16 protein-coding genes are annotated in these 24,591 nt (G+C 45.1%); 8 read left to right on the top strand and 8 right to left on the bottom strand.

The features are described 5' to 3' along the window. Positions 1-230: 230 nt before the first annotated feature. Positions 231-1,238, bottom strand: coding sequence for an isocitrate dehydrogenase (locus Q4Q54_RS11900; RefSeq protein ID WP_006080893.1), 1,008 nt, complete (start codon positions 1,236-1,238; stop codon positions 231-233). A 255-nt stretch (positions 1,239-1,493) separates the two neighbouring features. Between Q4Q54_RS11900 and Q4Q54_RS11895 the strand changes: the two genes are divergently transcribed. Then, entirely contained in the window at positions 1,494-4,328 is a 2,835-nt protein-coding gene (locus tag Q4Q54_RS11895; RefSeq protein WP_311988531.1) for a prolyl oligopeptidase family serine peptidase, read from the top strand. A gap of 131 nt (positions 4,329-4,459) precedes the next feature. Here Q4Q54_RS11895 and Q4Q54_RS11890 read toward each other — a convergent pair whose 3' ends face one another. The 5 genes from Q4Q54_RS11890 to Q4Q54_RS11870 form a co-directional block, all read right to left on the bottom strand. Beyond that, positions 4,460-4,882 carry a DUF3192 domain-containing protein gene (locus Q4Q54_RS11890; RefSeq protein ID WP_259563953.1) on the bottom strand — a complete coding sequence of 141 codons (423 nt, stop codon included), beginning with the start codon at positions 4,880-4,882 and terminating at the stop codon, positions 4,460-4,462. A 110-nt stretch (positions 4,883-4,992) separates the two neighbouring features. Next, positions 4,993-5,781 carry a flap endonuclease Xni gene (gene xni, locus Q4Q54_RS11885; RefSeq protein WP_071939126.1) on the bottom strand — a complete coding sequence of 263 codons (789 nt, stop codon included), beginning with the start codon at positions 5,779-5,781 and terminating at the stop codon, positions 4,993-4,995. Positions 5,782-5,802: 21 nt separating this feature from the next. Then, a complete protein-coding gene (gene ppnN, locus Q4Q54_RS11880) occupies positions 5,803-7,158 on the bottom strand; it encodes a nucleotide 5'-monophosphate nucleosidase PpnN (protein ID WP_006080898.1) in 1,356 nt (451 codons plus the stop codon). Positions 7,159-7,214: 56 nt separating this feature from the next. Further along, complete coding sequence (locus tag Q4Q54_RS11875; RefSeq protein ID WP_107404121.1) at positions 7,215-8,771, bottom strand: GGDEF domain-containing protein; 1,557 nt, start codon at positions 8,769-8,771, stop codon at positions 7,215-7,217. A gap of 151 nt (positions 8,772-8,922) precedes the next feature. Further along, positions 8,923-11,085 (bottom strand): tetratricopeptide repeat protein, encoded by a 2,163-nt coding sequence (locus tag Q4Q54_RS11870; protein WP_311988530.1) that lies wholly within the window; start codon positions 11,083-11,085, stop codon positions 8,923-8,925. A 134-nt stretch (positions 11,086-11,219) separates the two neighbouring features. Between Q4Q54_RS11870 and Q4Q54_RS11865 the strand changes: the two genes are divergently transcribed. Next, positions 11,220-13,037, top strand: coding sequence for a PDZ domain-containing protein (locus tag Q4Q54_RS11865; RefSeq protein WP_311988529.1), 1,818 nt, complete (start codon positions 11,220-11,222; stop codon positions 13,035-13,037). A gap of 202 nt (positions 13,038-13,239) precedes the next feature. Here Q4Q54_RS11865 and rdgC read toward each other — a convergent pair whose 3' ends face one another. After that, complete coding sequence (gene rdgC, locus Q4Q54_RS11860; RefSeq protein ID WP_006085165.1) at positions 13,240-14,154, bottom strand: recombination-associated protein RdgC; 915 nt, start codon at positions 14,152-14,154, stop codon at positions 13,240-13,242. 291 nt (positions 14,155-14,445) lie between these two features. On the opposite strand from rdgC, the gene Q4Q54_RS11855 reads away from it, so the two are divergent. The 5 genes from Q4Q54_RS11855 (at position 14,446) to Q4Q54_RS11835 (ending at position 21,498) form a co-directional block, all read left to right on the top strand. After that, positions 14,446-15,390 (top strand): porin, encoded by a 945-nt coding sequence (locus tag Q4Q54_RS11855; RefSeq protein WP_011846292.1) that lies wholly within the window; start codon positions 14,446-14,448, stop codon positions 15,388-15,390. 186 nt (positions 15,391-15,576) lie between these two features. Then, entirely contained in the window at positions 15,577-16,266 is a 690-nt protein-coding gene (gene phoB, locus Q4Q54_RS11850) for a phosphate regulon transcriptional regulator PhoB (protein ID WP_006080904.1), read from the top strand. 80 nt (positions 16,267-16,346) lie between these two features. Further along, positions 16,347-17,645 carry a phosphate regulon sensor histidine kinase PhoR gene (gene phoR, locus Q4Q54_RS11845; protein ID WP_220590778.1) on the top strand — a complete coding sequence of 433 codons (1,299 nt, stop codon included), beginning with the start codon at positions 16,347-16,349 and terminating at the stop codon, positions 17,643-17,645. A 228-nt stretch (positions 17,646-17,873) separates the two neighbouring features. Next, complete coding sequence (locus Q4Q54_RS11840) at positions 17,874-18,845, top strand: PstS family phosphate ABC transporter substrate-binding protein (RefSeq protein WP_006080906.1); 972 nt, start codon at positions 17,874-17,876, stop codon at positions 18,843-18,845. A gap of 781 nt (positions 18,846-19,626) precedes the next feature. Continuing rightward, positions 19,627-21,498 carry a M1 family metallopeptidase gene (locus tag Q4Q54_RS11835; protein ID WP_311988528.1) on the top strand — a complete coding sequence of 624 codons (1,872 nt, stop codon included), beginning with the start codon at positions 19,627-19,629 and terminating at the stop codon, positions 21,496-21,498. 1,054 nt (positions 21,499-22,552) lie between these two features. On the opposite strand, the gene Q4Q54_RS11830 is transcribed toward Q4Q54_RS11835, so the two are convergent. Continuing rightward, positions 22,553-23,038 (bottom strand): glutathione peroxidase, encoded by a 486-nt coding sequence (locus tag Q4Q54_RS11830; RefSeq protein WP_311988527.1) that lies wholly within the window; start codon positions 23,036-23,038, stop codon positions 22,553-22,555. A gap of 149 nt (positions 23,039-23,187) precedes the next feature. Between Q4Q54_RS11830 and Q4Q54_RS11825 the strand changes: the two genes are divergently transcribed. After that, the gene (locus Q4Q54_RS11825) at positions 23,188-24,558 is read left to right on the top strand and encodes a magnesium transporter (RefSeq protein WP_259544058.1); all 1,371 of its coding nucleotides are present in this window, start codon (positions 23,188-23,190) and stop codon (positions 24,556-24,558) included. Positions 24,559-24,591: the final 33 nt, after the last annotated feature.

The raw sequence follows: 24,591 nt of genomic DNA, 5'->3' as shown, positions 1-24,591 counted from the left end.
TTACTCGCGTACGTTACTTAGGTACGCTAATACGGTAATCGTCACGCAGATTTAAAAGATACGCAGTTTTAAAGCCATGCAGATTTAAAAGCCAGATAACAAAAAGCCCCAAAGGAAACTTCGGGGCTTTTTCGTGTTTACTCATTTGAGTTTCAAGCGCTTACTTCTTATGAAGCTTAAGCTTGAACAAGCGCGTTATAGACTCGTCTTAAACGCGCTCAGCATTGAGATCACAGACGCTCAAGAACAGCTTGAGTAAAGTCAGTCGTGCCGTGGGTGCCGCCTAAATCGCGAGTGGTACGGTCGCCTTCTTCGATCACTGCAGATACCGCTTTACGGATTTGCTCAGCTTTGTCAGCCATACCTAAATATTCCAGCATCTGGATAGAGGCTAAAATTACTGAGGTTGGGTTCGCGAGGTTTTTACCAGCGATATCCGGTGCACTACCGTGAACGGCTTCGAAAATCGCTGCATCACGGCCAATGTTTGCGCCTGGTGCCATACCTAAACCACCGACTAAACCTGCACACAGATCCGATAAAATGTCACCGAACAGGTTGGTCGTCACGATCACATCGAAGTTTTCTGGGTTCATCACTAACTTCATGCACGTTGCATCGACGATCATTTCTTCTGTCTTGATGTCTGGGTAACGTAGGCTCACTTCACGGGCCACTTTCAGGAACAGGCCTGATGTTGACTTCATGATGTTGGCTTTGTGCACGATAGTGACTTTTTTACGGTTTTCTTTGCGAGCCAGTTCGTAGGCGAAAGTGGCGATTTGCTCGGCACCTTGGCGAGTCACGATACTGGTGGCTTCTGCTGTCAAACCATCTTCAGACACTTTTTGGCCATAGCCAGAATACATGCCTTCAGTGTTTTCACGTACTGTGATGATATCGATATTTTCGTAACGAGCTTGAGTGCCTTTGAACGAAATCACTGGGCGTACGTTAGCGTACAGGCCGAATTTTTTACGTAAGGTCACGTTGATAGAGGTAAAGCCTTCACCTACTGGCGTCGTCAGCGGACCTTTCAGTGTGATACGGTTTTTTTCGATTAATTCTAAGGTGCGCGGTGGCAGTAACTCGCCTTGCTTTTCGAGTGCAGTCAGGCCGGCATCGGCAAATTCATATTCAAAATCACAGCCCGCTTTATCGAGAATTTTTAAGGCTGAATCAATAATACTTGGGCCAATTCCATCACCTGGAATTACGGTTATCGTTCTTTTTGACATGGAGAAGTCCTTCCACGGTTCGTCGTTACTGCAATTGTCTGCCCCCAGCGTTAACTGGGTAGCAGGACTATGAATTTGGTATTTTTTCTGTCTATTATTTTAACCATCTTTGGTCAAACTTCACAGGAAATAGTGAGCAATATCACGATTTTTTATGTGGTATAACTTGTAAAAATACTGGGTTATCACCATGATGGAGAGCCAATGGTTAAAAAAGTCTACTTTAGTCTAATAAATATATAAAAGAGGAAGACATTGAAGTTAATCCCTATCACATCTCTGGTGCTGTTATCCCTTGGAATATTGCCTGCAGTGCAGGCTGAAACCAGCACTAAACCGCTCACCCTCACAGACATCATGCACTTTGAGTCCCTTGAAAAGCCGGTTATCGCAGATAAGGGCCAAGTCATCGCGGTCGAGTCTGCGCCCGATCGCGGGGATAGTCACGTCATTGTGAAAAATGTGCTGTCGCAGCAAAGTTATCAAATTGCAGGTGGGTCAGATCCTTTAGTGAGTCACGATGGTCGCTTTGTGGCTGTGGTGGTTAAACCGAGTTTGCTCACGCGTGAAACGAGTGATGCCAAGGCGAAGAAAAAACTCAAGTCCGACATGGTATTACTCGATACCCAAACGGGCACTCAAACCCGCTTTGAGCGCGTGAAGGAATTCGTGTTCAGTGATGACGGTAAGCATTTGGCAATGTGGTTTGAGGCCGATGAAGAGTCTAAAAAAGATGCTGAGCCTAAAACCATCGAAAAACTCGCTGAAGCCGGCACACAAACCCTAGCGAAAGCCGATAAGCCAAAGGTTGATAAGTTTGACCAAGGCCGCCGTTTTACTTTGCTTAGTTTAGACGGTCAAACCCAGCGCATCGATGTTGAGCAAGTGACAGGTTATGTGTTTGATAAGGCGAGCCGCCGACTTGCGTTAGCGGTGAATGATATCGCCAATAAACAGCATCAATTGCAGTTAGTGGATTTACGTACCCACCAAAAAACCGTCGTTTTTGACTCGCCTAGCCAACAGGTTGGTGCGTTAGCGCTGGCTAAAAATAGTCGTTGGCTAGCGTTTACGCAGGGCAAAGATAGCGAGTTACCCTATGGTCGCAGCTATCAGTTATCGTTGGTCGATTTGCAATCGGGTAAAATCAGCAAAACTCCTGAGTCACCTGAGTGGAAACTTAATCGCTACACAAGTTTAAGCTTCTCATTGGACAGCGAACGGCTGTTCTTCGGCCGCGTGCCAGAGGTGAGCCAGCAGCTTAGTTTGCAGAAAATCACCGAAGAAAAAGACCTGTTCGATGCCGATATTGTTACTGGACAGCGTGGGCTTAAGGTGTGGCATGGTGACGACCCACGGATTAAACCTCACGAAATCAAGCAATATGAGGATGAGCAAAAACGCACTTACCTTGCGGTATTGCATTTAGGCTCAAATAACGTGGTGCAGCTTGGCGATAAAACCGTGCCAGATGTGACGATTTCACAGCATAAGCGCTTTATGTTGGCGAGTTCAGATTTGCCTTATCGCAAGATGGCGACGTGGGCTGGCTTCTATCAAGACTATTATCTGGTCGACATTAACACTGGCAGTAAGGTGCCTTTTTTGACTCAGCAGCCGAGCGATGCCGAGCCAAGTTTGTCGGGTAACGGCAAGTATGTGGCTTATTATCAGCAAGGTAATGTGTATCTTTATGATATTGCTGAGGCTCGTCGTACTAATCTCACAAAATCCCTGAAGGTCAGCTTTGCTGATGAAGACCATGATTATCCTTCGAGCGCGCCGGGATACGGTTTTGGTCCTTGGCTTAAAGATGACGCAGGGTTCTTAGTTTACGATAAATACGATGTCTGGCAGTTTAATACTGAGTCTAAGGCAGGTTTTGCGCTAACCGCAGGCAAAGGGCGCACCCAGAAAATCCAATATCGTCTCGAGGGCTTAGTCGATAATCCCGATGAGCCGACTGAACTTGCCTATAACGCCACTGTGTTACTCCACGGTTATAGCGATAAAACTAAGGGTGATGGCTTCTACCAAGCGACGCTAGGCGCAGCGGGCGTGAAGACGCTGATGCAAGGCGAGTATAAATTGACTGTGTTAGGCCGCAGCAAAGACGCTGATACCATTGTGTTTTCTAAGGAGCGTTTCGATTTATTCCCTGACTTGTATACGGCTAACTATAGCGCACCGCAAAATGCAGTTAAGCAAACGGATTTAGATAAGCAGCGTCAAGCCTATAACTGGAGCCAATCTGAGTTAGTTCACTGGACGAATGGCGATGGTAAGCCTTTAGATGGGGTGCTGATCAAGCCGACCAATTATCAAGCGGGTAAGCGCGTTCCTGTACTGGTTTATTACTATCGCTTTATGACGGATAGACTGCATGCCTTCCCGCAGATGAACATTAACCACAGGCCTAATTTTGCTTGGTATATCAATAATGGCTATGCGGTGTTCCTGCCTGATATTCGTTTTGAAATTGGTTACCCTGGTACGAGTTCGGTGCAAGCGCTCACTTCAGGTGTGCAAAAGCTGATTGAGATGGGTATTGCCGATCCCGATGCTATTGGTCTGCAAGGTCATTCTTGGAGTGGTTATCAAACGGCGTTTGCCATCACTCAAACTAAGATGTTTAAGGCGGCGGTCGCGGGTGCGCCGGTATCGAACATGACCAGCGCCTACAGTGGTATTCGCCATGGTACGGGTATTGCGCGTCAGTTCCAGTATGAAACGGGACAGAGCCGTATTGGCGCGAGTTTGTTTGCCGCGCCACAAAAGTACATTGAAAACTCGCCAGTATTCTACGCTGACCGAATTCAAACGCCTTTGATGATCATGTTTGGTGATAAGGACGATGCGGTGCCATGGGAACAAGGTGTTGAAATGTACTTGGCCATGCGCCGTGCGGGTAAAGATGTGGTGTTCTTACAATATGAGGATGAGCCGCATCACTTGAAAAAGTACCCGAATAAGCTCGATTACAGCATTCGCATGATGCAGTATTTCGATCATTATCTGAAGGGTAAACCCGCGCCAGAATGGCTCAGCAAAGGCGAAGCCTATGTCGAGTACAAGGCCGATGATGAATAAGTGACTGATTTAGCTTATTGCTATCGCACTGAGTGACCTAGGTATGCTGTCACTAAGACGTTCAGTTGGTTAATTATGAAAACAAAAACGCCACCGATTAGGTGGCGTTTTTATTTAGATGTCAGTCGTATTTATTTACTGCTCAATGTCTCGTGGGCGGAAGTGAGCACAGTGTCCGTGCCCGCATCGAGGTATTGCTTGTAGGTATCTTGGCCCCAAGCAATCAACTTATCATTTTCAAAAATAAGCGGGGTACATTCCTCTTTGGTCGTCACACCGTCTGATTTCTCATGGTGAGTGCGATAAAAGAGCACCTGTAACTTGGTTTCTTTGACGGCTTTTGCCTCTGAAAAGTCGGCTTTACCGAGCAATTCTTTTACCGAACCGATATTTTGCCCTAAGGTTAAATCGTTCATCTTCTGGCTGTTATAGGCCTGTCGGTCCTCCCAATTCATGTCTTCTGGCGTTGGTTCATAAACCAGTACAACCACAGCGACAAAGGCGACGTAGGCGGCAAAAATACTACCGATAATTACTGAAACTTTTGATTTCATTTATAGTTATTCCTTTACCTCATTAAATGAGTCACTTGAGCACGTCCATAAAATACGCTTTTGTTGCGCTAAGGTAAATGCGTTAATTGCAACTTTGTATTAACAGAAGTTTAGTCTTGATTGATGGTTTTTTCAGGTGGGGAGTCAATCACGCGAAAGTCTTTCAAGTTGATATTGAGTGGTAGGTCCGTTTGTAACTGCGCCAGCTTATAACTCAGCCTCGCCATCTCTTTGCCCTCGGCAAGTTTTTTGGCTTGCTTAGCGCCTAGGTTGGATAAGGATGAAAACAAGGTCGGTAAGCTTCTAAAGGTTTTCAATAACTCGGCGGCCGACTTAGGGCCTATGCCCGCAATACCAGGAATTTTATTACCGCTGTCGCCCGCTAATGCCATCAAGTCGAGAAATTGGCTGCGCTCAACACCAAGCTTTTGTTCCAACGCCGCAATATCAAGATACTGCTGATTAAAGTGATCCCATTGACTAATTTGGCGATGATTAAGCTGACTAAAACCTTTGTCGGTTGACACAATTATGGCTTCACCTTGCGCTTTAGCGGTTTTTATCGCCAGTGTCGCAATCACATCATCGGCCTCCGCGGCGGCATAAATAGAGCCAATGTGCATTGCGGTTAAATGGTCTTGCAGCGCAACTAAACCCTGCGCCAGTGGTTCTGGCATAGGTTTACGACCTTTTTTGTAATCGGGATAAAGCTGTTTACGCCATGAGATTTCATCACCGTCCCACACGATAGCCACATGGGTAGGGCGATGCACCCGCAGCAGTTTAGTGCACGCCGAACTGACGCGCTCTGTGAGGCTTTGCATATCTGTTTCATCGGGGATCGCCGCATAGATGCGGCGAACCAAGTTGAGACCATCGATGATTAAAAACTTGTTCATGGGGTGTCGTTGTTTCGCTCTCTATTTCACTATTTGGTAGCAAGGAATATAAGCGCTTCCGGGAAGCTTCATTCTCTGTTGTTGCACAAATGCACTCAAGAGCTTATCCATCATATCCATGAGTTTAGGATCGCCTTTCAATTGGAAGGGACCATCGCGCTCTATGTGCTTGATTGTTTCCGACTTGACGTTGCCTGCCACTATACCCGAAAACGCTTTGCGCAGGTTGGCGGCAAGCTCGGCTTTGTTGGTTTGGAAGTGCAAGTCCAAGTTTGCCATCACCTCGTGGCTCGGGACAAAAGGTAACTGGAATTCAGATTCAATCTTCAGTGCCCATTGATATTGGTAAGCATCACCCGTTGAGCGGCGATAGGCTTTCACCTGCTCCATGCTTTTCTTCATGATACGCGCCACTTCAGTGGGATTATCTATGATGATTTGATACTTTTTCTGAGCTTCAGGGCCCAAGGTTGAGGCAATAAACTCATCAATTTTGATGAAGTAATCGGCGCTTTCAGTGGGGCCTGTGAGGATCAGCGGGAAAGGGGTTTCTTGGTTTTCTTCGTTGAGTAAGATACCTAAGATATAGAGCAGCTCTTCCGCCGTGCCAGCACCACCTGGGAAGATAATAATGCCGTGACCTAAACGCACGAAGGCTTCGAGGCGTTTTTCAATATCGGGCAAGATCACCAGTTCATTGACGATTTGATTCGGTGGCTCGGCGGCAATAATACTTGGCTCAGTCAAACCAATATAACGGGCATTTTTAATCCTTTGTTTGGCATGGCCTATGGCCGCGCCTTTCATCGGGCCTTCCATCGCGCCAGGACCACAGCCAGTGCAAATGTCTAATTCCCTCAGGCCAAGTTGATAGCCTACCTCGCGGGTATACTGGTATTCGATAGCATTAATACTGTGCCCGCCCCAACAGACGACCACATTAGGGTCTTTCATGGGGGCAATCGCCCGCGCGTTACGCAAAATATCAAACACCACATTGGTGATATGGTGGGCGTTGGTCAGATTAATGTGTTTGAGCGAGTCGTATCTGTCGCTGATGTAAAGGATGTCGCGTAAGACTGAGAACAAATGTTCTTGAATGCCGGTGATTATTTGGCCATCGACAAAGGCTTGTTCAGGGGGATTGACCAGTTCTAATTTAACACCGCGTTCCCGTTGTAGGACGTGGATGTCGAAATCATGGTATTGCTCGAATAGGGCTTTAGAGTTGTCGGTTTTTAAACCCGCGGCAAGTACTGCTAAGGAGCAGTTGCGGTACAGTTGATATAGCGTGCTTTTGGCACTTTTTTTGAGACGATCAACTTCAAGTTGCGAAAGCTGATCCATGCTGCCTTTAGGGCTGACTTTTACTATCATTTATCACTCCTTCGTCATGACAGGAGTGATTAGAGGAGGCGTATAGTGGGGCTCAATTATACGTCAATCACAACCCTGTCTCTGCTTTCGTGTTTTGCTTTATAGAGTGCTGCATCGGCGCGTTCGAAGGTCTCATGTATGAGCTCACTTCCCATAACTTGCGCAGCCCCTATAGATACTGTAACTGTAATTCTCTGATTTTTAAATTTAAATGGAATATTTTTTACTTTCTCGCGCACTCTGTTTAAAAGTTGAGCGATATCAGCAGGTGCGACATCAGGTAATAACAGGACAAATTCTTCGCCGCCATAACGGGCCACAAATTCGGTATCTCGTAGTGAGTTTTTCAATGCCATTGCAATCACCTGCAAGGTTTTATCACCTGTGCTATGGCCAAAGCTGTCGTTGATGGTTTTGAAGTGGTCAATATCGGCAACCGCCACCCAAAGTGGAGATTTATGCCGTTGATAGTTGCGGTATTCCAAATCCATGCGCTCTTCTAACGCGGCACGGTTAGGCAATTGAGTTAAGCTATCGAGCAAGTTGAGTTTTTGTTGTTCAAACAATCGCTCTTTGTAGGTATTGGCCTCGTTACTTAATTCATTAAGCTCTTTGCGCATTGTTTCCATTGATTTACGCAGTAAGGCTTGTTCTCTTTGCTCTAAGGCTTCTTTACGGGCCAATGCTGAACGAATGGAGTTAAGTTGCTCAGTCAATTGGGCTTTAAGATCGACAATATCTTCCACATCGATAATGATTTCACCTGCGTTATCGACGCGGGTGTTGATCTCACGATTCAACTGGGTCTTGAGTTGAAAACTGCGTTGATTGTGGTTGTAAGATTCACTGACCACTTCACGCACTGCGGCTAAGGCATCGTTGAGGGCAAACAAAAATTCTTGGGATGCCGATTTCTCGCGGGCGATGTTATCAAGTAATAACGCTAAAATGGTTTGGTAGGCTTCGAGCAAGCTGTCTACTTCAATCTCAGAAGAGAGCACTTCTTTGATCACTAAGACTTGGTCTCGCTGATCTTTACGAAACTCGATTTCCGAAATCATCTGCGCCAGCTCATGGGCTAGCTGCCTGTGTTTTGGCAAGACATCGAGTTTTTCAGATTCGTTAAATTGTAGCTGTAATATGGTTTCGTAGAAGCCGATGATTTGCTTAACTTTAGGAATATATTCCCAAACTGTGTGGAAAGGTTTAGCCAGATCTTGTTTGAAGTAATTGACTTCTTTTTTGAGCTTTTCAGGTGCAGAGTTAACGCGTTGGATTTGACGGATCACCTGTGACAAACCCGCACGACTCTCTTCGAGTTGTACCATCACATGGTGATATTGGCCTTTTAACAGGCGCTCGACATCGACTAATTCTGGCAACGCCTCATCGACTCGCTCAAACGTATTTAAGTTATGGCGAAGTTTGGCGAGTTTATTATCTAGCTCAAGATTTTGCCCTTTACAGGCGAGGCTTAAGTGACCAATAAATTGCAGTAATGTCTGTAACTTTGCGTTTCTGTCTTCATTGACTTCATCGAGGGCAAGTTTGGCCGAATGAAGTTTCTGTTGCAGCAAGGCAAGTTGTGAAACTGTAGCGCTCGAATCCTTCATCCTGAGTGTTGTCCTAACTCTGCAAGGCTAAAAAACATGACGATCCTATGTCCAGATTAGCTGTTAACTCATATGATACTAATGTTATAACACTGGGCGTAGAGTGCAAATGCGATTTACCTATGACTCTGTGATTAATTGCTGATATTGATCAAATATTTTCCAGTAATTGCCTATCTTGGTTATTTTCCCAGCAAGGCCAGCGAACATCCTCTTTATTTCCGTTGGTATCTAATCTGATTAACCCGCGCTCAATGCCTTTTTCAAGGTGTAAAAATAACGGATTGGCAAATAAGCTTAGAGGGACAAAATCGAGTGCTCTGAGGGCGACAAAATAATCGTTATTGCCCTCTAAACTGCGGGCACAAGCGAGCGCCATCTGCACGGTTTCGAACTTTAATTTCGCGGCCATTTTGATTTCTGATTTCGCTAACAGTGGCAAGTTGGCAAAACCAAGACGGAAATGATGGACGATGTGCTGTTGGTCGAGTTTCTGGCGTATCTGGCTGAGCACATGCGTTGGCTCAACGGCTTGGGTGAACCGCACTGCAAATACCCCTTGGCGTATCACATACACAGGTGCTGCGAGCGCATCGGTTAGATGAGTGGCCAGTTGCGCCGTTACTGCATCACTAAAATATTGGCCATAGTCGAGGTCGGTCGTGAGCTGGGTGGGGAAGGCGATAATCCCTAAAGCTGTTGTAGACGCTTGATGTTGATTATGGCCCAAGTGCGCTAATAGCGCCGCATAGCCTAAGTTATGTGTGAAGGGTTCCTGTAGGCTCAGTTGGGTTAATGCGGCGTTTTTTGCCATGGTTTTGCGGCGATGATGCAACATATACGCAATCACCAGCAGCAAGAGTCCGGCAATCAGGCAGCAGATGAGCAGTAGCGTGTGGGTGCTGTGGCTTTCCTTCACTGTCTCGGCAAGTTTTCCCTGAACCATGTTGAGCTCAAGTTTGAGTTGTTGTTCCGCAAGGGCTGAGGTCGACACTGGGGAGTCTTTCTCTTTCTCTGCAAGGGTATTACCTAGCGCTATGATACGGGTTTGGGCATCGATGGTTTTGGTTAATTCCCCTAATTTTTGCGACGCCGAGGCAATCAGTGTGAGGGCAGCTTTTTGTTCATTGACGAGTTTTAAGTCGATAGCCAATGCCAATGCGATGTCGGCATGGGTCATCATCAACGGCCAATCTTGGTTGGTTTGCGCGATTTCGCCAATTAAGAGTTCGTTATAAACCTGATAATGATGGCTTTGTTTTTCTTTGAATATTTGATTGGCCATCAGTAAATATTTTAGGGCGTTAACATTGTCATTAATATTTGAGTAGGCTTGCCCAAGATTGTGATAATTAAGGCCTTGGGCAATATAGTTACCGCGTTTGGCATCTAATTGCTGGGCATTAAGGTAGTAATCAATCGCTTTATTCCAATCCCCTTGTTCGCCATAGACCATAGCGATCACTGTCATACAGCTTGAAAGATAGGTGTCATTGCCCATCTTTTTAAAACCGGCCGCGGCTTCGTGGGCATTTTTAAGGGCTTCATCCCACTGCTTTAAATCGCGATATACCTTAGAAAGTTGCAATTGCAGATTGGTTTTCATTGACGGGTAATTAGAGCGATTGGAGATCCGAATTGCTTCACTGTAATGCTGCAATGATTTGGTGAGCTGCTGATTAAAATTGTAATAGAACCCCAGTCTTGCTTCAGCCGCTGCGATTAAATAATCGTTTCTGAGCTTATAGGCAATGTCGCGGTACGTGTGGAAGTGCATCAGGGCTGGCACTTCTTGGCGGATTAATAAATGTAAGCCGCCTAAGTGCTCATGAATATTGTGTTTAAGAATCAATGCTTCGATGTCATAACTGTCGTTGATGCGGGTGAGCGCTTCATTATACAGGCCAATCGCTTCTTGATATTTTTGCTCGGTACGGCCAAGGTAACGCCCATTCAACATGGCGACCATTGCAAGTTCATAGGGGGATTGCGCCGCAGTGGATAAAACTGCAATCAAGCTTTTTGCGTCTTGAAAACCGACTTTGGTTTTCACGTTCGGCTCCATATTCAGTCGAGTCAGCAGATACAAAATCTGTTCAAATTCGGTTGGACTGTAGCCTTGCTCTTGGGCTGCACGCTCAAATTGGTCACGGTTTTGGAACGCAAGGGGGAAGGAAATGGATTTGTTGAGCACATCATACATTTGCTGTGGAGATTCTCTTAACTCCACCTCATCAGCTTCGAGATCTCGGCTTTGAACGCTAAAAGGCAGTGACAGCAACAAAGTAAATAAAATAACCGTGAGTTTTTGCATTTGAACTGTGATTCCTCATTCCTTAAGTCAAGGAACTTATTTTGTTAGCTTTTGTTAGCGCCTAATGAGGATGCTACATCGACTTGTTATACTTGGAAAAATCATAAGAAGCATAATAACAGAAGGAAGCAAGAGTGAAACCCAACAGACTATCAATCTTGATATTAAGTGTATTATTTTCGGGCCAAGTATTGGCCGATGTGAAATATCAAATCGACCTCGTTAAACCCGAGCATCATATCGCCCAAGTGAGTGTGACTTTTCCTGAAGTGAAGACCAGCGATTTTACGGTCAATCTGCCAGTGTGGCGCACGGGTAAATATCAAGTATTGCCTTTGGCCGACGGTGTGCGTTTATTTAGCGCCAAAGACAATCAAGGTCATGAACTCCCATGGAAACGTACGGCGAGCGGTGAATGGCAAGTCGCGCTCACGCAGCCAACCAGCGTGACGGTTAGTTATCAGTTGTATGCCAATGAATTAGGCCAAAGGGTTCGCCATATTGATGCGAGCCACGCGTATTTAGATGCCAGCGGCGTGTTCATGTATAGCCCGCAATTTCGCTCTGAGCCGGTATCGGTTCAATTGAACGTCCCTGAAGCGTGGCAAAGTTACTCAGGTATGGCTTCAGGCACGCCAGCGCATTCTTTCATCGCACCGAATTACGATGTGTTAATTGATTCCCCTATCGAAACCGGTGTGAGCACCCATAAGCAATTCAGTGCTAATGGCAAAAACTATGAGTTAGTATTTTGGGGGGAAGGTAACTATGACGCCGATAAAGTCGTTAAGGATTTAACGGCATTAAGTGCTCAAGCAAAGGCGATTTGGGATGATTATCCCTTTGATCGTTATGTGTATATGGTGCACGCCACTAGCGGCGCCAGTGGCGCGACAGAACATTTAAATTCTACGGTTATCCAACTGCCGCGTTTTAGTTTCCGTGAACGCAAGGATTACCTGCGCTTTATTAGCACAGCATCCCATGAGTTTATCCATACCTGGAACGTAAAGGCCTATCGTCCTGCGGGACTTGTGCCCTATGATTATCAGCATGAAAACATGACGGAATTACTGTGGATGGCCGAAGGCTCTACCAGTTATTTCCAAGGTCAGTTACTGCTGCGTGCTGGGGTGATGACGCCTAAAGAGTTCCTCGAAGACTTAGCTAAACGCGTGGAGAAAAACCAGCTTACTCCAGGGCGTGAAACCCAATCAGTCGCCGAGGCGAGTGCTGGAGAGTGGAGCAGTACGGGCGGCGATTATGCGATTAATCACAGTGTGAATATTTATTCTGAGGGTTACTTAACCTCTTTGGCGTTAGATTTCTCGTTGCTGCAAGATACGAAACTTAAGCATTCATATCGCGATGTGCATCGCCGTTTATATCAAGATCACCGTGTGCCAAAAGGCTATGGTGTTAGCGATGTGCAGCATATCCTCAAAGACTTATCAGGCAAAGATTATGCGCCTTGGTGGCAGGCAAATGTGAATAGCCCGATGAGCTTAGATTTCCCTGAGTTGTTATCGCAGGCTGGGTTAGTTTTGTCCTATGGTAAAGATTCAAAAGCCCAGGCATTTGCCGGCATGACGTTAAGCAGCGCCCATGGTTCTTTAGTGTTAGACCAAGTGCTGCGTAATGGCCCAGCGTGGCAAGCGGGTATCGTCGCGGGGGATGAAGTATTAGCGATTAATGGTCTTAAGGTGACGGCTGCGGGTTTTGATAAGCGCATTAAAGACTTTAAGACTGGCGATAGCATTGAAGTAACATTATTCAGCAACGATAAAATCAAACAAGTTAAGCTCACCCTTAGTGAACAGCAAAGCGGTAAGTTAGTGCTTAAGGGCGATGCGAAAGCGACTAAGCAACAGAAAGCTTTTTTCAAGGCTTGGTTAGGCATTGATTGGCCGTTTGATAATAAAGGTGAGTTAGTGTCTAAAACCAATGACTAAAGCTAAGGGTATTCGACTTGCGATTAAGCCGAATGCCTTAATCTTAGGCGTTTAGCAGATATAAAAAAGGCGCACCCTCATTTAGAAGTTGCGCCTTTTGTTATTTCAACTCGTTCATCCGAGAAGAATATGAGTGAGTCGCTAATTTAGTTTACCTAACTCACTCACTTGGGTTACTCACTTAGCTTAAATTTAGTTCAGCTTAAACTTGCGCTTCTTCGAGTCCACCAAGTGCTGCCACGAGTGCATGCATCAAGGCGACTAACTCGCTGCCCATTAAGGCAAAGTCTGCATCTAAACGTGCCATAGGGTCATCAGTGCCGACTTCATCGTTACCTGCTCTAAATTCTTCTGAGAATTTAAGACGTTTTACGCTGGCATCCGATTGCAATAATAGTGCAATCGATTGGCCGAAATGCAGTGCTAACTTGTGGACTTGCTTGCCTGTTGCGAGGTGAGCTAATACTTCGTCTTCTTTTAAATCCTGCTGCTTGAAACGCACAATACCACCTTCATCCGCTTCGGATTTAAGTTCAGCTTCATCTTGCATTTCAAAAGGTAATGGCGCGCTGCCAAGTTTTAACCATTCGGTTAAATTGGATTCGACTGGCGCTTTAAAGCTCAATGGGATCACTGGCAGACTACCGAGTGCTTTGCGTAGGAGTGCTAACAACTCTTCGGCCTTAGTGGCGCTTGAACTGTCGACAAGGATCATTTCCAGTTCTGGCAAAATCAGTGCGTGAGTCTGGCTGCGGCGCGAGAAAGCGCGTGGCAGTAAACTTGTGATGATTTCATCTTTTAGCGCATCTTTTTCTTTTTTCGCCATCTTACGATTTTCTTCATCTTCAATGAGGGCGACTTTTTCTTCTAGGGCTTCTTTGACGACTTGGCCTGGGAGGATTTTCTCTTCTTTAGTCACACAGATCAGATGGCGATTGTCGGCGCTGTGTACCAAAGAACTGCCTTTTTTGCCTAACGCATTTGAGAAACCAAATTTACTGACATCTTGGCTTGAGCACGGGGAGAAAGTGAAATCGGCCAACGCAGTTTCTAGCGCTTCGGTTTCGACGGCAAAAGGTTTATTGAAACGATAAAGAGTAAGATTTTTAAACCACATAAGAGGCGCTCATTGAAAATTAAAGTGGCAGTTTACGGCATAGTTTGGGCGGGGTAAACCTGTGTTCGACAGCTAATTTCTAGTGGCTAATCAGAATTCATTAAACTGTAACATAAGAATTAACTCGGCTGTAGGCCCCATCTTTACTGGGTTTAGCACCAAGCTTAGCGTCAGCTTTTTTACCTTGCGCACTAAACAGTCACAATTGAAATAAAACTGAAACACATTCATTGCACACTTTCGGTCGTTCCAAACCAATAACCAAGACGAACATAACGTCGAAAGGATTAAATGATGAACGTTTTTTGTAAAACTCTACTTGCTTCTGCGCTAGCTTCTGCAACTCTGGCTTCAGCTTATGCCGCTGAGCCACTGACTGTTTATGGTAAGTTGAATGTCACCGCTCAATCAAATGATGAGAAAGGTGATGCTACAACAACTATTCAAAGTAATGCTTCTCGTTTTGGTGTGAAGGGTAATTTCGAACTGTCTAGCTCGCTGGAAGCGTTCTACACAGTTGAATACGAAGTTGATACAGGTGCTGCGACTAGCGACAACTTTAAAGCTCGTAACCAATTTGTTGGCCTAAAAGGCGCATTCGGTTCGTTCTCAGTTGGTCGTAACGACACGCTGTTAAAAATCTCTCAAGGTAACGTTGACCAATTCAACGATTTATCTGGCGACTTAAAAAGCCTGTTCAAAGGCGACAACCGTTTAGGTCAAACTGCGACTTACTTATCTCCATCAATCAGCGGTTTTGTATTCGGTGCGACTTATGCTGCTGAAGGTGATGCTGACCAACAGGGTCAAGATGGTTTCAGCTTAGCCGCTATGTACGGTGACGCTAAACTGAAAAAATCACCTATCTATGCTGCTATAGCTTATGACTCAGATGTGAAAGGTTATGAAATCCTGCGTGCATCGGTTCAAGGTAAAATCGCTGATTTAACCTTAGGTGGTATGTACCAACAACAGGAAGAAACTTATAAAAACGCGCTGCCTGTAACGACCGATAGCGTTAATGGTTACCTGTTCAGTGCCGCTTACGATATCGATGCTGTTACTTTGAAAGCACAATATCAAGACATGGAAGACAAAGGTGATTCATGGTCAGTAGGTGCTGATTATGCACTGGCTAAACCTACTAAAGTCTTCGCTTTCTACACCAATCGTTCGTTAGAAGCGTCTACTGATGATGACAAATATATCGGTGTTGGCTTAGAACACAAATTCTAAATCCAGTATTAAGATTCAATTAAGGAGGCATATTGCCTCCTTTTTTATTGCTATAAACAAACAGTTATATAAACTTATTATGACAAATATTACTACTATATGGCTCAAACGGCGTGCTAATTCATAAATCTGTAATAAAAATGACTAATAATAGCCGTGTTGACATTCACTGACAGAAAATCACTTATGACTGCAAGGATATTGATAGTAGAAGACGAGTTAGCCATCCGCGAGATGCTGACTTTTGTAATGGAACAGCATGGGTTTACGACCTCTGCGGCGGAAGATTTTGATTCGGCCATTGCGCTGCTAAAGGAGCCTTACCCCGATCTGATTTTATTGGATTGGATGTTTCCTGGCGGAAGTGGTATTCAATTGGCGAAACGCTTGAAGCAAGATGAGTTCACGCGCCAAATTCCGATCATCATGCTAACTGCCCGCGGTGAAGAGGAAGATAAAGTCAAAGGTCTCGAAGTCGGCGCCGATGATTACATCACTAAACCTTTCTCCCCTAAAGAACTTGTCGCACGTATTAAGGCCGTATTGCGTCGCAGTGCACCGACTCGTTTAGAAGAAACCATTGATGTACAGGGCTTAATGCTCGATCCTGTGAGCCACAGGGTGAGCGTAGGCGATACTGTATTAGATATGGGCCCAACCGAATTTCGTTTATTACACTTTTTCATGACCCACCCAGAACGTGTCTACAGCCGCGAACAGCTGCTCGACAATGTGTGGGGAACCAATGTGTATGTTGAAGACAGAACCGTTGACGTGCATATCAGACGCCTTCGTAAAGCCGTTGAAGAGTCTGGTCACGACCGCTTGATCCAAACGGTTCGTGGCGCAGGTTATCGTTTCTCTACACGCATTTAGTGCCGAATAAGTGTTAGGCACAAGTTAGCTTTTAGGCTATCTTGTGCTCCTCTTATTTAGCCTGATGTTTGGGTTTATTTATGTCTGACTCTTATTCAGGGTACCGGTTGTTTACGCGCTTAGCCTTATATCTACTGCTTTGTGCGCTAATAGGTTTATTGGTAGGGAAACTTCTCTGGATACTCTTTATCGGCATGCTAGGGCTGGTTTGCTGGCATTACCGACAATTATCACGGCTTAACTTTTGGTTATGGCGCGATAGGAAACTCACGCCGCCGCAGGGCAGTGGGAGTTGGGAAGGGGTGTTTAACGGCATTTATCGCCTTCAAGGGAAAAATCGTCGACGTGTCGGTCAATTAGCCGCATTGTTGGCGCGATTCCGCCAAGGTGCAGAGGCGTTACCCGATGCCGCTGTGGTGCTCGATTCAGAGCATAATATTCTATGGTGCAACAAGTTAGCGCAGCTTATTCTCGGTTTTGTTTGGCCGCAGGATAATGGCCAGCGTATTGATAACTTGATCCGCCATCCTGATTTTTCCGCTTATATTAAATCCGCACAATACAAAGATCCGCTGGAGTTACCTTCGCCAGTATCGGATAGGCGTTTGCTTGAGATCCGTATCATGGCCTACGGTGATAGGCAGCTACTGTTAATTGCGCGGGATATCACTCGTATACGTCAGCTTGAGGGCATGCGTAAAGAGTTTGTCGCGAATGTGTCACATGAGCTGAAAACGCCGCTCACTGTGCTACAGGGTTACCTCGAAATGATGCAAAGCATGGCGGAACCCGATTCGATGAACGTCAAGCCGCTGGCCTTAATGCAGCAGCAGACGCGGCGAATGCAGTCCATGGTCGAACAGCTATTGATATTATCGCGGATTGAAGATGCGGCCGATATCAACCTCGAACATACAGTGAACATGACGCAACTGATGGAGGTGCTGAAGGAAGAAGCTAAAGCGCTGGCACAAGATAGATACGAGTTGAGCTTCTATTGCGAACCAGGGCTTGATTCCCATGGGAATGAATTGCAGCTTCGAAGCGCTTGTTCTAATTTGATTTCTAATGCGATTCGTTACACTGAACCCGGCGGCAAAATCACAGTGCAGTGGCGCAGTATGGCCACGGGAGCCATCTTTAGCGTAACGGATACGGGCGAAGGCATTGCGCCCCAGCACATAGGTCGATTAACTGAACGTTTTTATCGGGTAGACAGTGCGCGTTCAAGGCAAACCGGTGGCAGTGGTTTAGGTCTTGCGATTGTAAAGCATGCACTTAACCATCATCACAGTGAGCTTAAAATCAGCAGTGAATTGGGTAAAGGCAGTACCTTTAGCTTTGTTATTCCCTTGCATCTTATCGAGCGTAAGAAGTAAATTGCTTAAGTGAAATATTCGCAATTAATAATAAAAACAGGCCATTATGGCCTGTTTTTGTTTCTAGGTTCAGAGAGTTGTTTATTAGTGACAGAAAAAAGCGATAAATAACGCATTGTCATCTAAGTGTCACATCACAGACATAGAATTGTCATTGTAGCGATTGATACTGGCTGCGTCTGAAGAAACTTAAGTTACAAATTAGTTAGCTTACTACTGGAGCACATAATGAAACTGAAAAAGCTTGTCGGCGCGATTACCCTAACAGCCGCTGGTGTATTCTCTGCAACTGCGATGGCATCGATTGATCAATCTCTGCCAACTTATGAAAAAGCAAGTGGCGTGTCAGGCAACTTATCATCTGTAGGTTCAGATACGTTAGCCAACATGATGACACTTTGGGCTGAAGAATTTAAACAAATGTACCCTAACGTCAACATCCAGATCCAAGCGGCGGGTTCTTCTACTGCGCCACCAGCGTTGACAGAAGGCACTTCACAGTTCGGCCCAATGAGCCGCAAGATGAAGCCTAACGAAATTGAAGCGTTCGAAAAACATTATGGTTATAAGCCAACTGCGGTTCGCGTAGCTATCGATGCTTTAGCAGTATTCGTACATAAAGATAACCCAATCAAAGGTTTAAGCGTTGAACAAGTTGATGGTATTTTCTCTTCTACTCACAAATGTGGTAGCAGCGACATCCAACGTTGGGGCGAGCTGGGCTTAGACGGTAACTGGTCTGCTAAAGACGTTCAACTTTACGGTCGTAACTCTGTATCTGGTACTTACGGTTACTTTAAAGAGCACGCACTGTGTAAAGGCGACTTCAAAGCGAACGTGAACGAGCAACCAGGTTCTGCATCTGTAGTGCAATCTGTTTCTCAATCTCTAAACGCGATTGGTTACTCAGGTATCGGTTACAAAACTGCTGGTGTTAAAGCAGTTGCGATTGCTAAGAAAGGCGAAGAGTTTATCGAAGCAACTGCAGAAAACGCAGCTAACGGTACTTACCCACTATCACGTTACCTATATGTTTACGTGAACAAGCAACCAAACAAAGACTTAGCACCAATGGAAAAAGAATTCCTACGTTATGTGCTGTCTAAGCAAGGTCAGCAAGTGGTTGAGAAAGATGGTTATGTGACTCTGCCTAAGAGCGTAGTTGCTAAAGATTTAGAACAAGTGGGTATCCGCTTGTAAGCCAAACGGCTTATTAATCAAGGACCTCCTCGGAGGTCCTTTTTTGTTTCTGGGGTTTTATCCGGGCGATGATGACTGGTAATTCTGTCTGGTTGATTGCCAAATCAAGGCATAAAAAAAGCAACCTAAATAGGTTGCTGTAAATTCCAATTCGGAATCTTGGGACGGTCGCGCTAGAAACCATCTAAAGGAGAATGATGATGAACGAAGAAACTCATTACAAAGATTCGGTTCATAATATCTGACTCAGCGTCTTTAAATTAGTTCAGAGAAAGTGCGAAATATTTTAAATAATTTTGCATTTTGCTTTTATAAGAAGTGCGAGCCTCGATTTTTGCTCCGTTTGCTCCGTTTGCTCCGTTTGCTCCGTTTGCTCCGTTTGCTCCGTTTGCTCATCGCTATTGACGCTGTTGGCCGTCGCAACGGGCAAATCTTGCATGACGAAAGAAAACCGATTGCAGTTCTGTGATCGCCGCCAAAGATGAACTGTTACAAAAAACTTGCCTATAACGTGCCGATAAGCTGACTTAAAGCTCAGTTACGATTTGCCTCTGAGCAAATGTGCAGTCGATAATAACGCCTAACAATCCGTGATGAGTTATGACAGTGGCAAGTTATGACTGTGTAGTTATAACAGTGACAAGTCATGAAGCGCTGCACCACAGCTGCGCGGCATACAACTCACGATTAAGTATTCAAACTTACCCTAACAATTAAGAGCCAGAGCTTAGAGGGCTAGCGCCCAGAGCCCAGAGCCCAGAACTTGAATATCGAGGCGACAGTGTTACAACCAACTAAGAGTACGCTAGCGGATGCAACGACTTGGGATTTAACCCGAGATTACCATTCTTTTGCTAATACCGAACAAGTGCAAGTGAGACATGTCTCTTTGGATTTAGTGGTGGATTTTGACGCGCAGCGTCTTTTCGGTAAAGCGACGCTGTCCTTGGAATACCTTGAGCCCGATGTAACAGAGCTTTGGCTCGATAGCCGCGATCTAACCATACTCGCGGTTACTTCTGTGAATGCTGCGGATAGCGTCAATGCCACTGATACAGTGAGTTTTTTAATAGAAGCGAATGAGGAGCCGCTCGAATTTGTACTGAGTGAAGCCAATTCCATTCTCGGGCAAAAATTATGTATCAGTTTGCCAACGTCACCTTGCAAACAGGTTTGTATTCACTATCAAACCTCTCCAGCCGCCCAAGGATTACAGTGGCTAGCACCTGAGCAAACTGTGGGTAAACAGTTACCTTATCTCTTTAGCCAATCACAACCGATCAATGCCCGTAGCTGGATCCCACTACAGGACACGCCTAAGGCGAGAGTGACCTTTGATGCTAAAGTGCAAGTGCCCAAAGGCATGCGCGCAGTGATGAGTGCGATGAATCATCCCGACACACCGCTTAATGGTGTGTTTCACTTCGAGATGGAACGACCTATCCCGACACATTTAATGGCGCTGGCCGTCGGTGATATTGCCTTTCAAGCGATAGGCCCAAGATGCGGGGTTTATACCGAGCCAAGTATGTTGGCGGTCGCCGCAAAAGAGTTTGAAGATACCGAATATATGCTCGAGGTTGCCGAGTCATTGTTAGGTCCTTATGTGTGGGACCGTTATGACATGATTATCTTGCCGCCGAGTTTCCCCTTTGGCGGGATGGAAAATCCACGTTTAGCCTTTTTAACGCCCACACTCATCGCTGGCGATAAAAGCTTGGTTTCCACCGTTGCCCATGAGTTAGCGCATTCGTGGACGGGCAATTTAGTCAGTAATGCAACCTGGCGAGATCTCTGGTTAAACGAAGGTTTTACGACTTACTTTACTAACCGTATCGTGGAAGCGGTTTATGGCAAAGAACAGGCAGAGCTGGAGTGGGTGATAGAGTTTGGTCGCTTAACAGAAGAAATGGCGTCTTTGCCTAAGGATAAACAAACCTTGCCCGCCAATGTGCAGCAGGGCGATCCCAACCTTGCTTTTAATCGTTTTACCTATGATAAAGCCTCGATGTTTGTCCATGATCTCGAGCGCAGGTTAGGGCGAGTGGCGTTCGATAAGTTTTTACGCAACTATGTGGATCATTTTGCCTTTAAGGCGATTACCACCGAAGTGTTTGTCGAATACGCGCAGCAAACCTTACTGCCATTACACTCAGATAAGATCACTGAAGCCGAGCTGCTAACGTGGATTTATGGCGAAGGTTTGCCCGAGGGATATTGCGGACCAATATCCATGAGTTTAGATAAAGTCGATGATGCGCTGGCGAGTTTTTTACAGGGAACGGCCGCGAGCCAATTAAGCGTGAAAGATTGGCGAGTACATCATTGGCAGTATTTTCTGACCCAATTACCGGAAGTCGTCAGCCAAGTGCAACTGATGGCTCTGGACGAAACGTTCCGATTCACTCAATCGACCAATGCGGAAATTGCCTGTGATTGGTTTAGGGTGGCGATTCGCAATCATTACGACCCTGTGTTGCCGGCTTTAAGTGCTTATTTAGTGCGTATTGGCCGCGGCAAATTTGTGCGGCCACTTTACGCTGAGCTGCAAATCGCGGGGTATCATACTGAATTAAAAGATATCTATACAAAGGCTCGCGCAGGTTATCATCCTTCGATTCAAGTTCAATTAGACAAGTCGCTAATATTATAGACATTTAGGCGATTATAGCGATTTAGGTGCGTATGGAAATTTAGGCAAAAAAAATGGCAACCTAAGGTTGCCACAAGGAAATCAGTGCGGGATACAAGTAGAATTCAGTGCGCTAGCGTGTTTTCTATTGTGTCCCAAAAGGGAGATGATGATGAACGACCAACTAATTAGACTCAATGCAGTAAAACAGAAACTGTGTCATTTGAGTCGATGAAACTGCGACTTCACATATTTCATTCTCAAGGTGCATTTAATCTTATCCGTTAATCCTTACCTATACTCAGAGTCGCCATTTTTAATTAAGTTCACCGATATCAGAAAAAAATCTCAAAAAGTTTAAAAAGATTTTCTGAGGTATTTTTCTGGTAAATATTGAGTGCTCACACTTAAGTGCTACATTTGTTTTACATTAAAATCATAGCGATAAAAATTAAAAGCGTGTCAGCTTATTAATCTATGAGCTAGCGCTTGTTGAAATTTAAGCAAAAAAAAATGGCAACCTAAGGTTGCCACAAGGAAATCAGTGCGGGATACAAGTAGAATTCAGTGCGCTAGCGTGTTTTCTATTGTGTCCCAAAAGGGAGATGATGATGAACGACCAACTAATTAGACTCAATGCGATAAAACAGAAACTGTGTCATTTGAGTAGATGAAACTGCACTTCACATATTTCATTCTCAAGGTGCATTTAATCTTATCCGTTAATCCTTACCTATACTCAGAGTCGCCATTTTTAATTAAGTTCATCGATATCGCAAAAAAATTCCAAAAAGTTTAAAAAAGATTTTCTGAGGGATAAAAAGCAGTTGAAATGAGCTGTTACATTTATTTTACATATATATCATTGGGATAAAAAAAGGCAACCCAATGGTTGCCTAGTGACCTATTCCTAGGTCAAGGGGGCCGCGCTAGAAGCCCCAGGGAGATGATGAACATGAAAAAGACATTCACTGTTCAATATATTTGAGGGGCTTGTACGGTTAAAGTTCCATAAAAAGTTAAAATAAATCTAAATTTTTATAAAACGCAAAATTTCAAATAGATAGCGAGTAAATTATTTTAGCAAAGCGGCAATTTTACTATCTAACGCTTCGGGTTTCGTGGTAGATGCAAATCGTTCAATCGCTTCGCCTTGGCGATTAACTAAAAATTTGGTGAAATTCCATTTGATACCTTGAGTACCTAATACACCGGGAGCGGCTTTCTTAAGGTATTGATAAAGTGGATGGGTATGTTCGCCATTCACTTCTATTTTAGAAAATAGTGGAAATGTCACGCCAAAATTCAATTCACAAAAGGCTTGAATACCTTGCTCATCGGCTTTTTCTTGGGCGCCAAATTGATTGCAAGGAAAGCCCAAAATCACTAATCCTTGGTCTTTATATTTTTGATATAACGCTTCTAATCCCTTGTATTGCGGTGTAAATCCACATTCACTGGCGGTATTGACGATTAAGAGAACTTTGCCTCGATACTGCTCTAAACTTACTGTGTTGCCTTGAATGTCTGTCGCTGATTGGCTGTATATATTCGTAGTCATGTTCACCTCCATAGGATCTTAGTCAACAGCATAAACCCAAAAATGATTTTCAGCAATATAGTTGTGCGCAATTCATTTTGCGGGTTTGCTAATTTACTTAATTATCAATATAGTTACAGCAATTTGTAGCTAAAAAAAAGGGCATCTGTGTGACAGAAAATGACGCAGAATACGAAACAAACATGCAAGCGGACGTGGGGCAGGTTGTTCAACAACTCACTGAAGTTGAAGGCGAAGAACAAGCTGAAGTGTTTAGCGAAATTTTGAATGACTCAGAACCTGGAACCATAGCCTTAGCGCTTGAATCCTTGCCCTTGGATGAGCGTTACGAGCGTTGGCAGCAAGTTGAATTTGCTGACCGAGTGACAGTGTTGAGCTTAATGCGTGCCGATCCGCGCATGGGGATCCTTAAACGGATGCCCGACAATGAAGTGGACTTGCTATTTGCCCAGTTAAGCCCAGAAGATTTAATTGAGTGGAGTGATTATCTCCCTGAAAGTTTTACCGATCGCGCCTTGGCCCAGATGGGCGAGCGTCAGCGACAACGATTCGAACTCTACGATCAGTACTCTGAGAATGAAATCGGCCGTTATACCGATCATCAAATGTTGGTGCTCAGTGATAAGGCGAACGTTGCGCAGGCACAGCGCTTTTTCCGCCGTATTGAACTCGATTGTAACGACAATTTGTTTATCGTTGATGATCAGGATAAGTATCAAGGCACAGTGCGTCGGTATGACATTTTTAAACATAATCCCGATGAATTATTGATTTCACTCTTGTCCGAGGATAGCCGTGCGTTATCCGCTGACACGAGTTTATTGGAAGCGGCCGAAGCGATAGAGCACAGCCGCGAAATTGAATTGCCCGTGATCGATGAGTCTGGCGAGTTAATTGGTCGCGTGACGCTGCGAACTGCGACCGCTTTAGTGCGTGAACATTATGAAGCGCAGTTGATGGCGACTGCGGGTATGGATGAGTCCGACGACTTGTTCGCGCCGATTATGAAAGGCGCCCAGCGCCGCGCTGTGTGGCTCGGGATCAATTTGCTGACAGCTTTCCTCGCTTCGGCGACGATTGGCTTATTTGAAAATGTGTTATCCCAAGTGGTCGCGTTAGCGGTATTGATGCCGATTGTGGCTTCTATGGGCGGCATTGCGGGTAGTCAGTCGTTGACGCTGATGATCCGCGGTATGGCCATGGGACAGATTTCAGCGGGTAACTTGTTTTCGTTAATGAAGAACGAACTCGGTATTGGCATAGTTAACGGATTTTTGTGGGCGATAGTCATAGGTTTAGTCGCTGGCTGGTGGTTCGGTGAAGCGACCATAGGCATAGTGATTGGCTGTGCAATTTTGATCAACATGGCCGTGGCAGCAATTGCTGGTGTGGTCGTGCCTATGGTGCTGCAGAAGTTTAATCAAGATGCGGCGCTGTCGGGTTCAGTGATCTTGACCACAGTGACAGATGTGGTGGGCTTCTTTACTTTCTTAGGCATGGCGACCCTCTTGTATCTGTAGTGCATTGGTATATAAACAGTTATATCAATAGTG

This window comes from Shewanella sp. SP2S2-4, assembly GCF_031932025.1.
Lineage (GTDB): Bacteria > Pseudomonadota > Gammaproteobacteria > Enterobacterales > Shewanellaceae > Shewanella > Shewanella baltica.
This window is presented reverse-complemented; position numbering and strand designations above follow the sequence as displayed.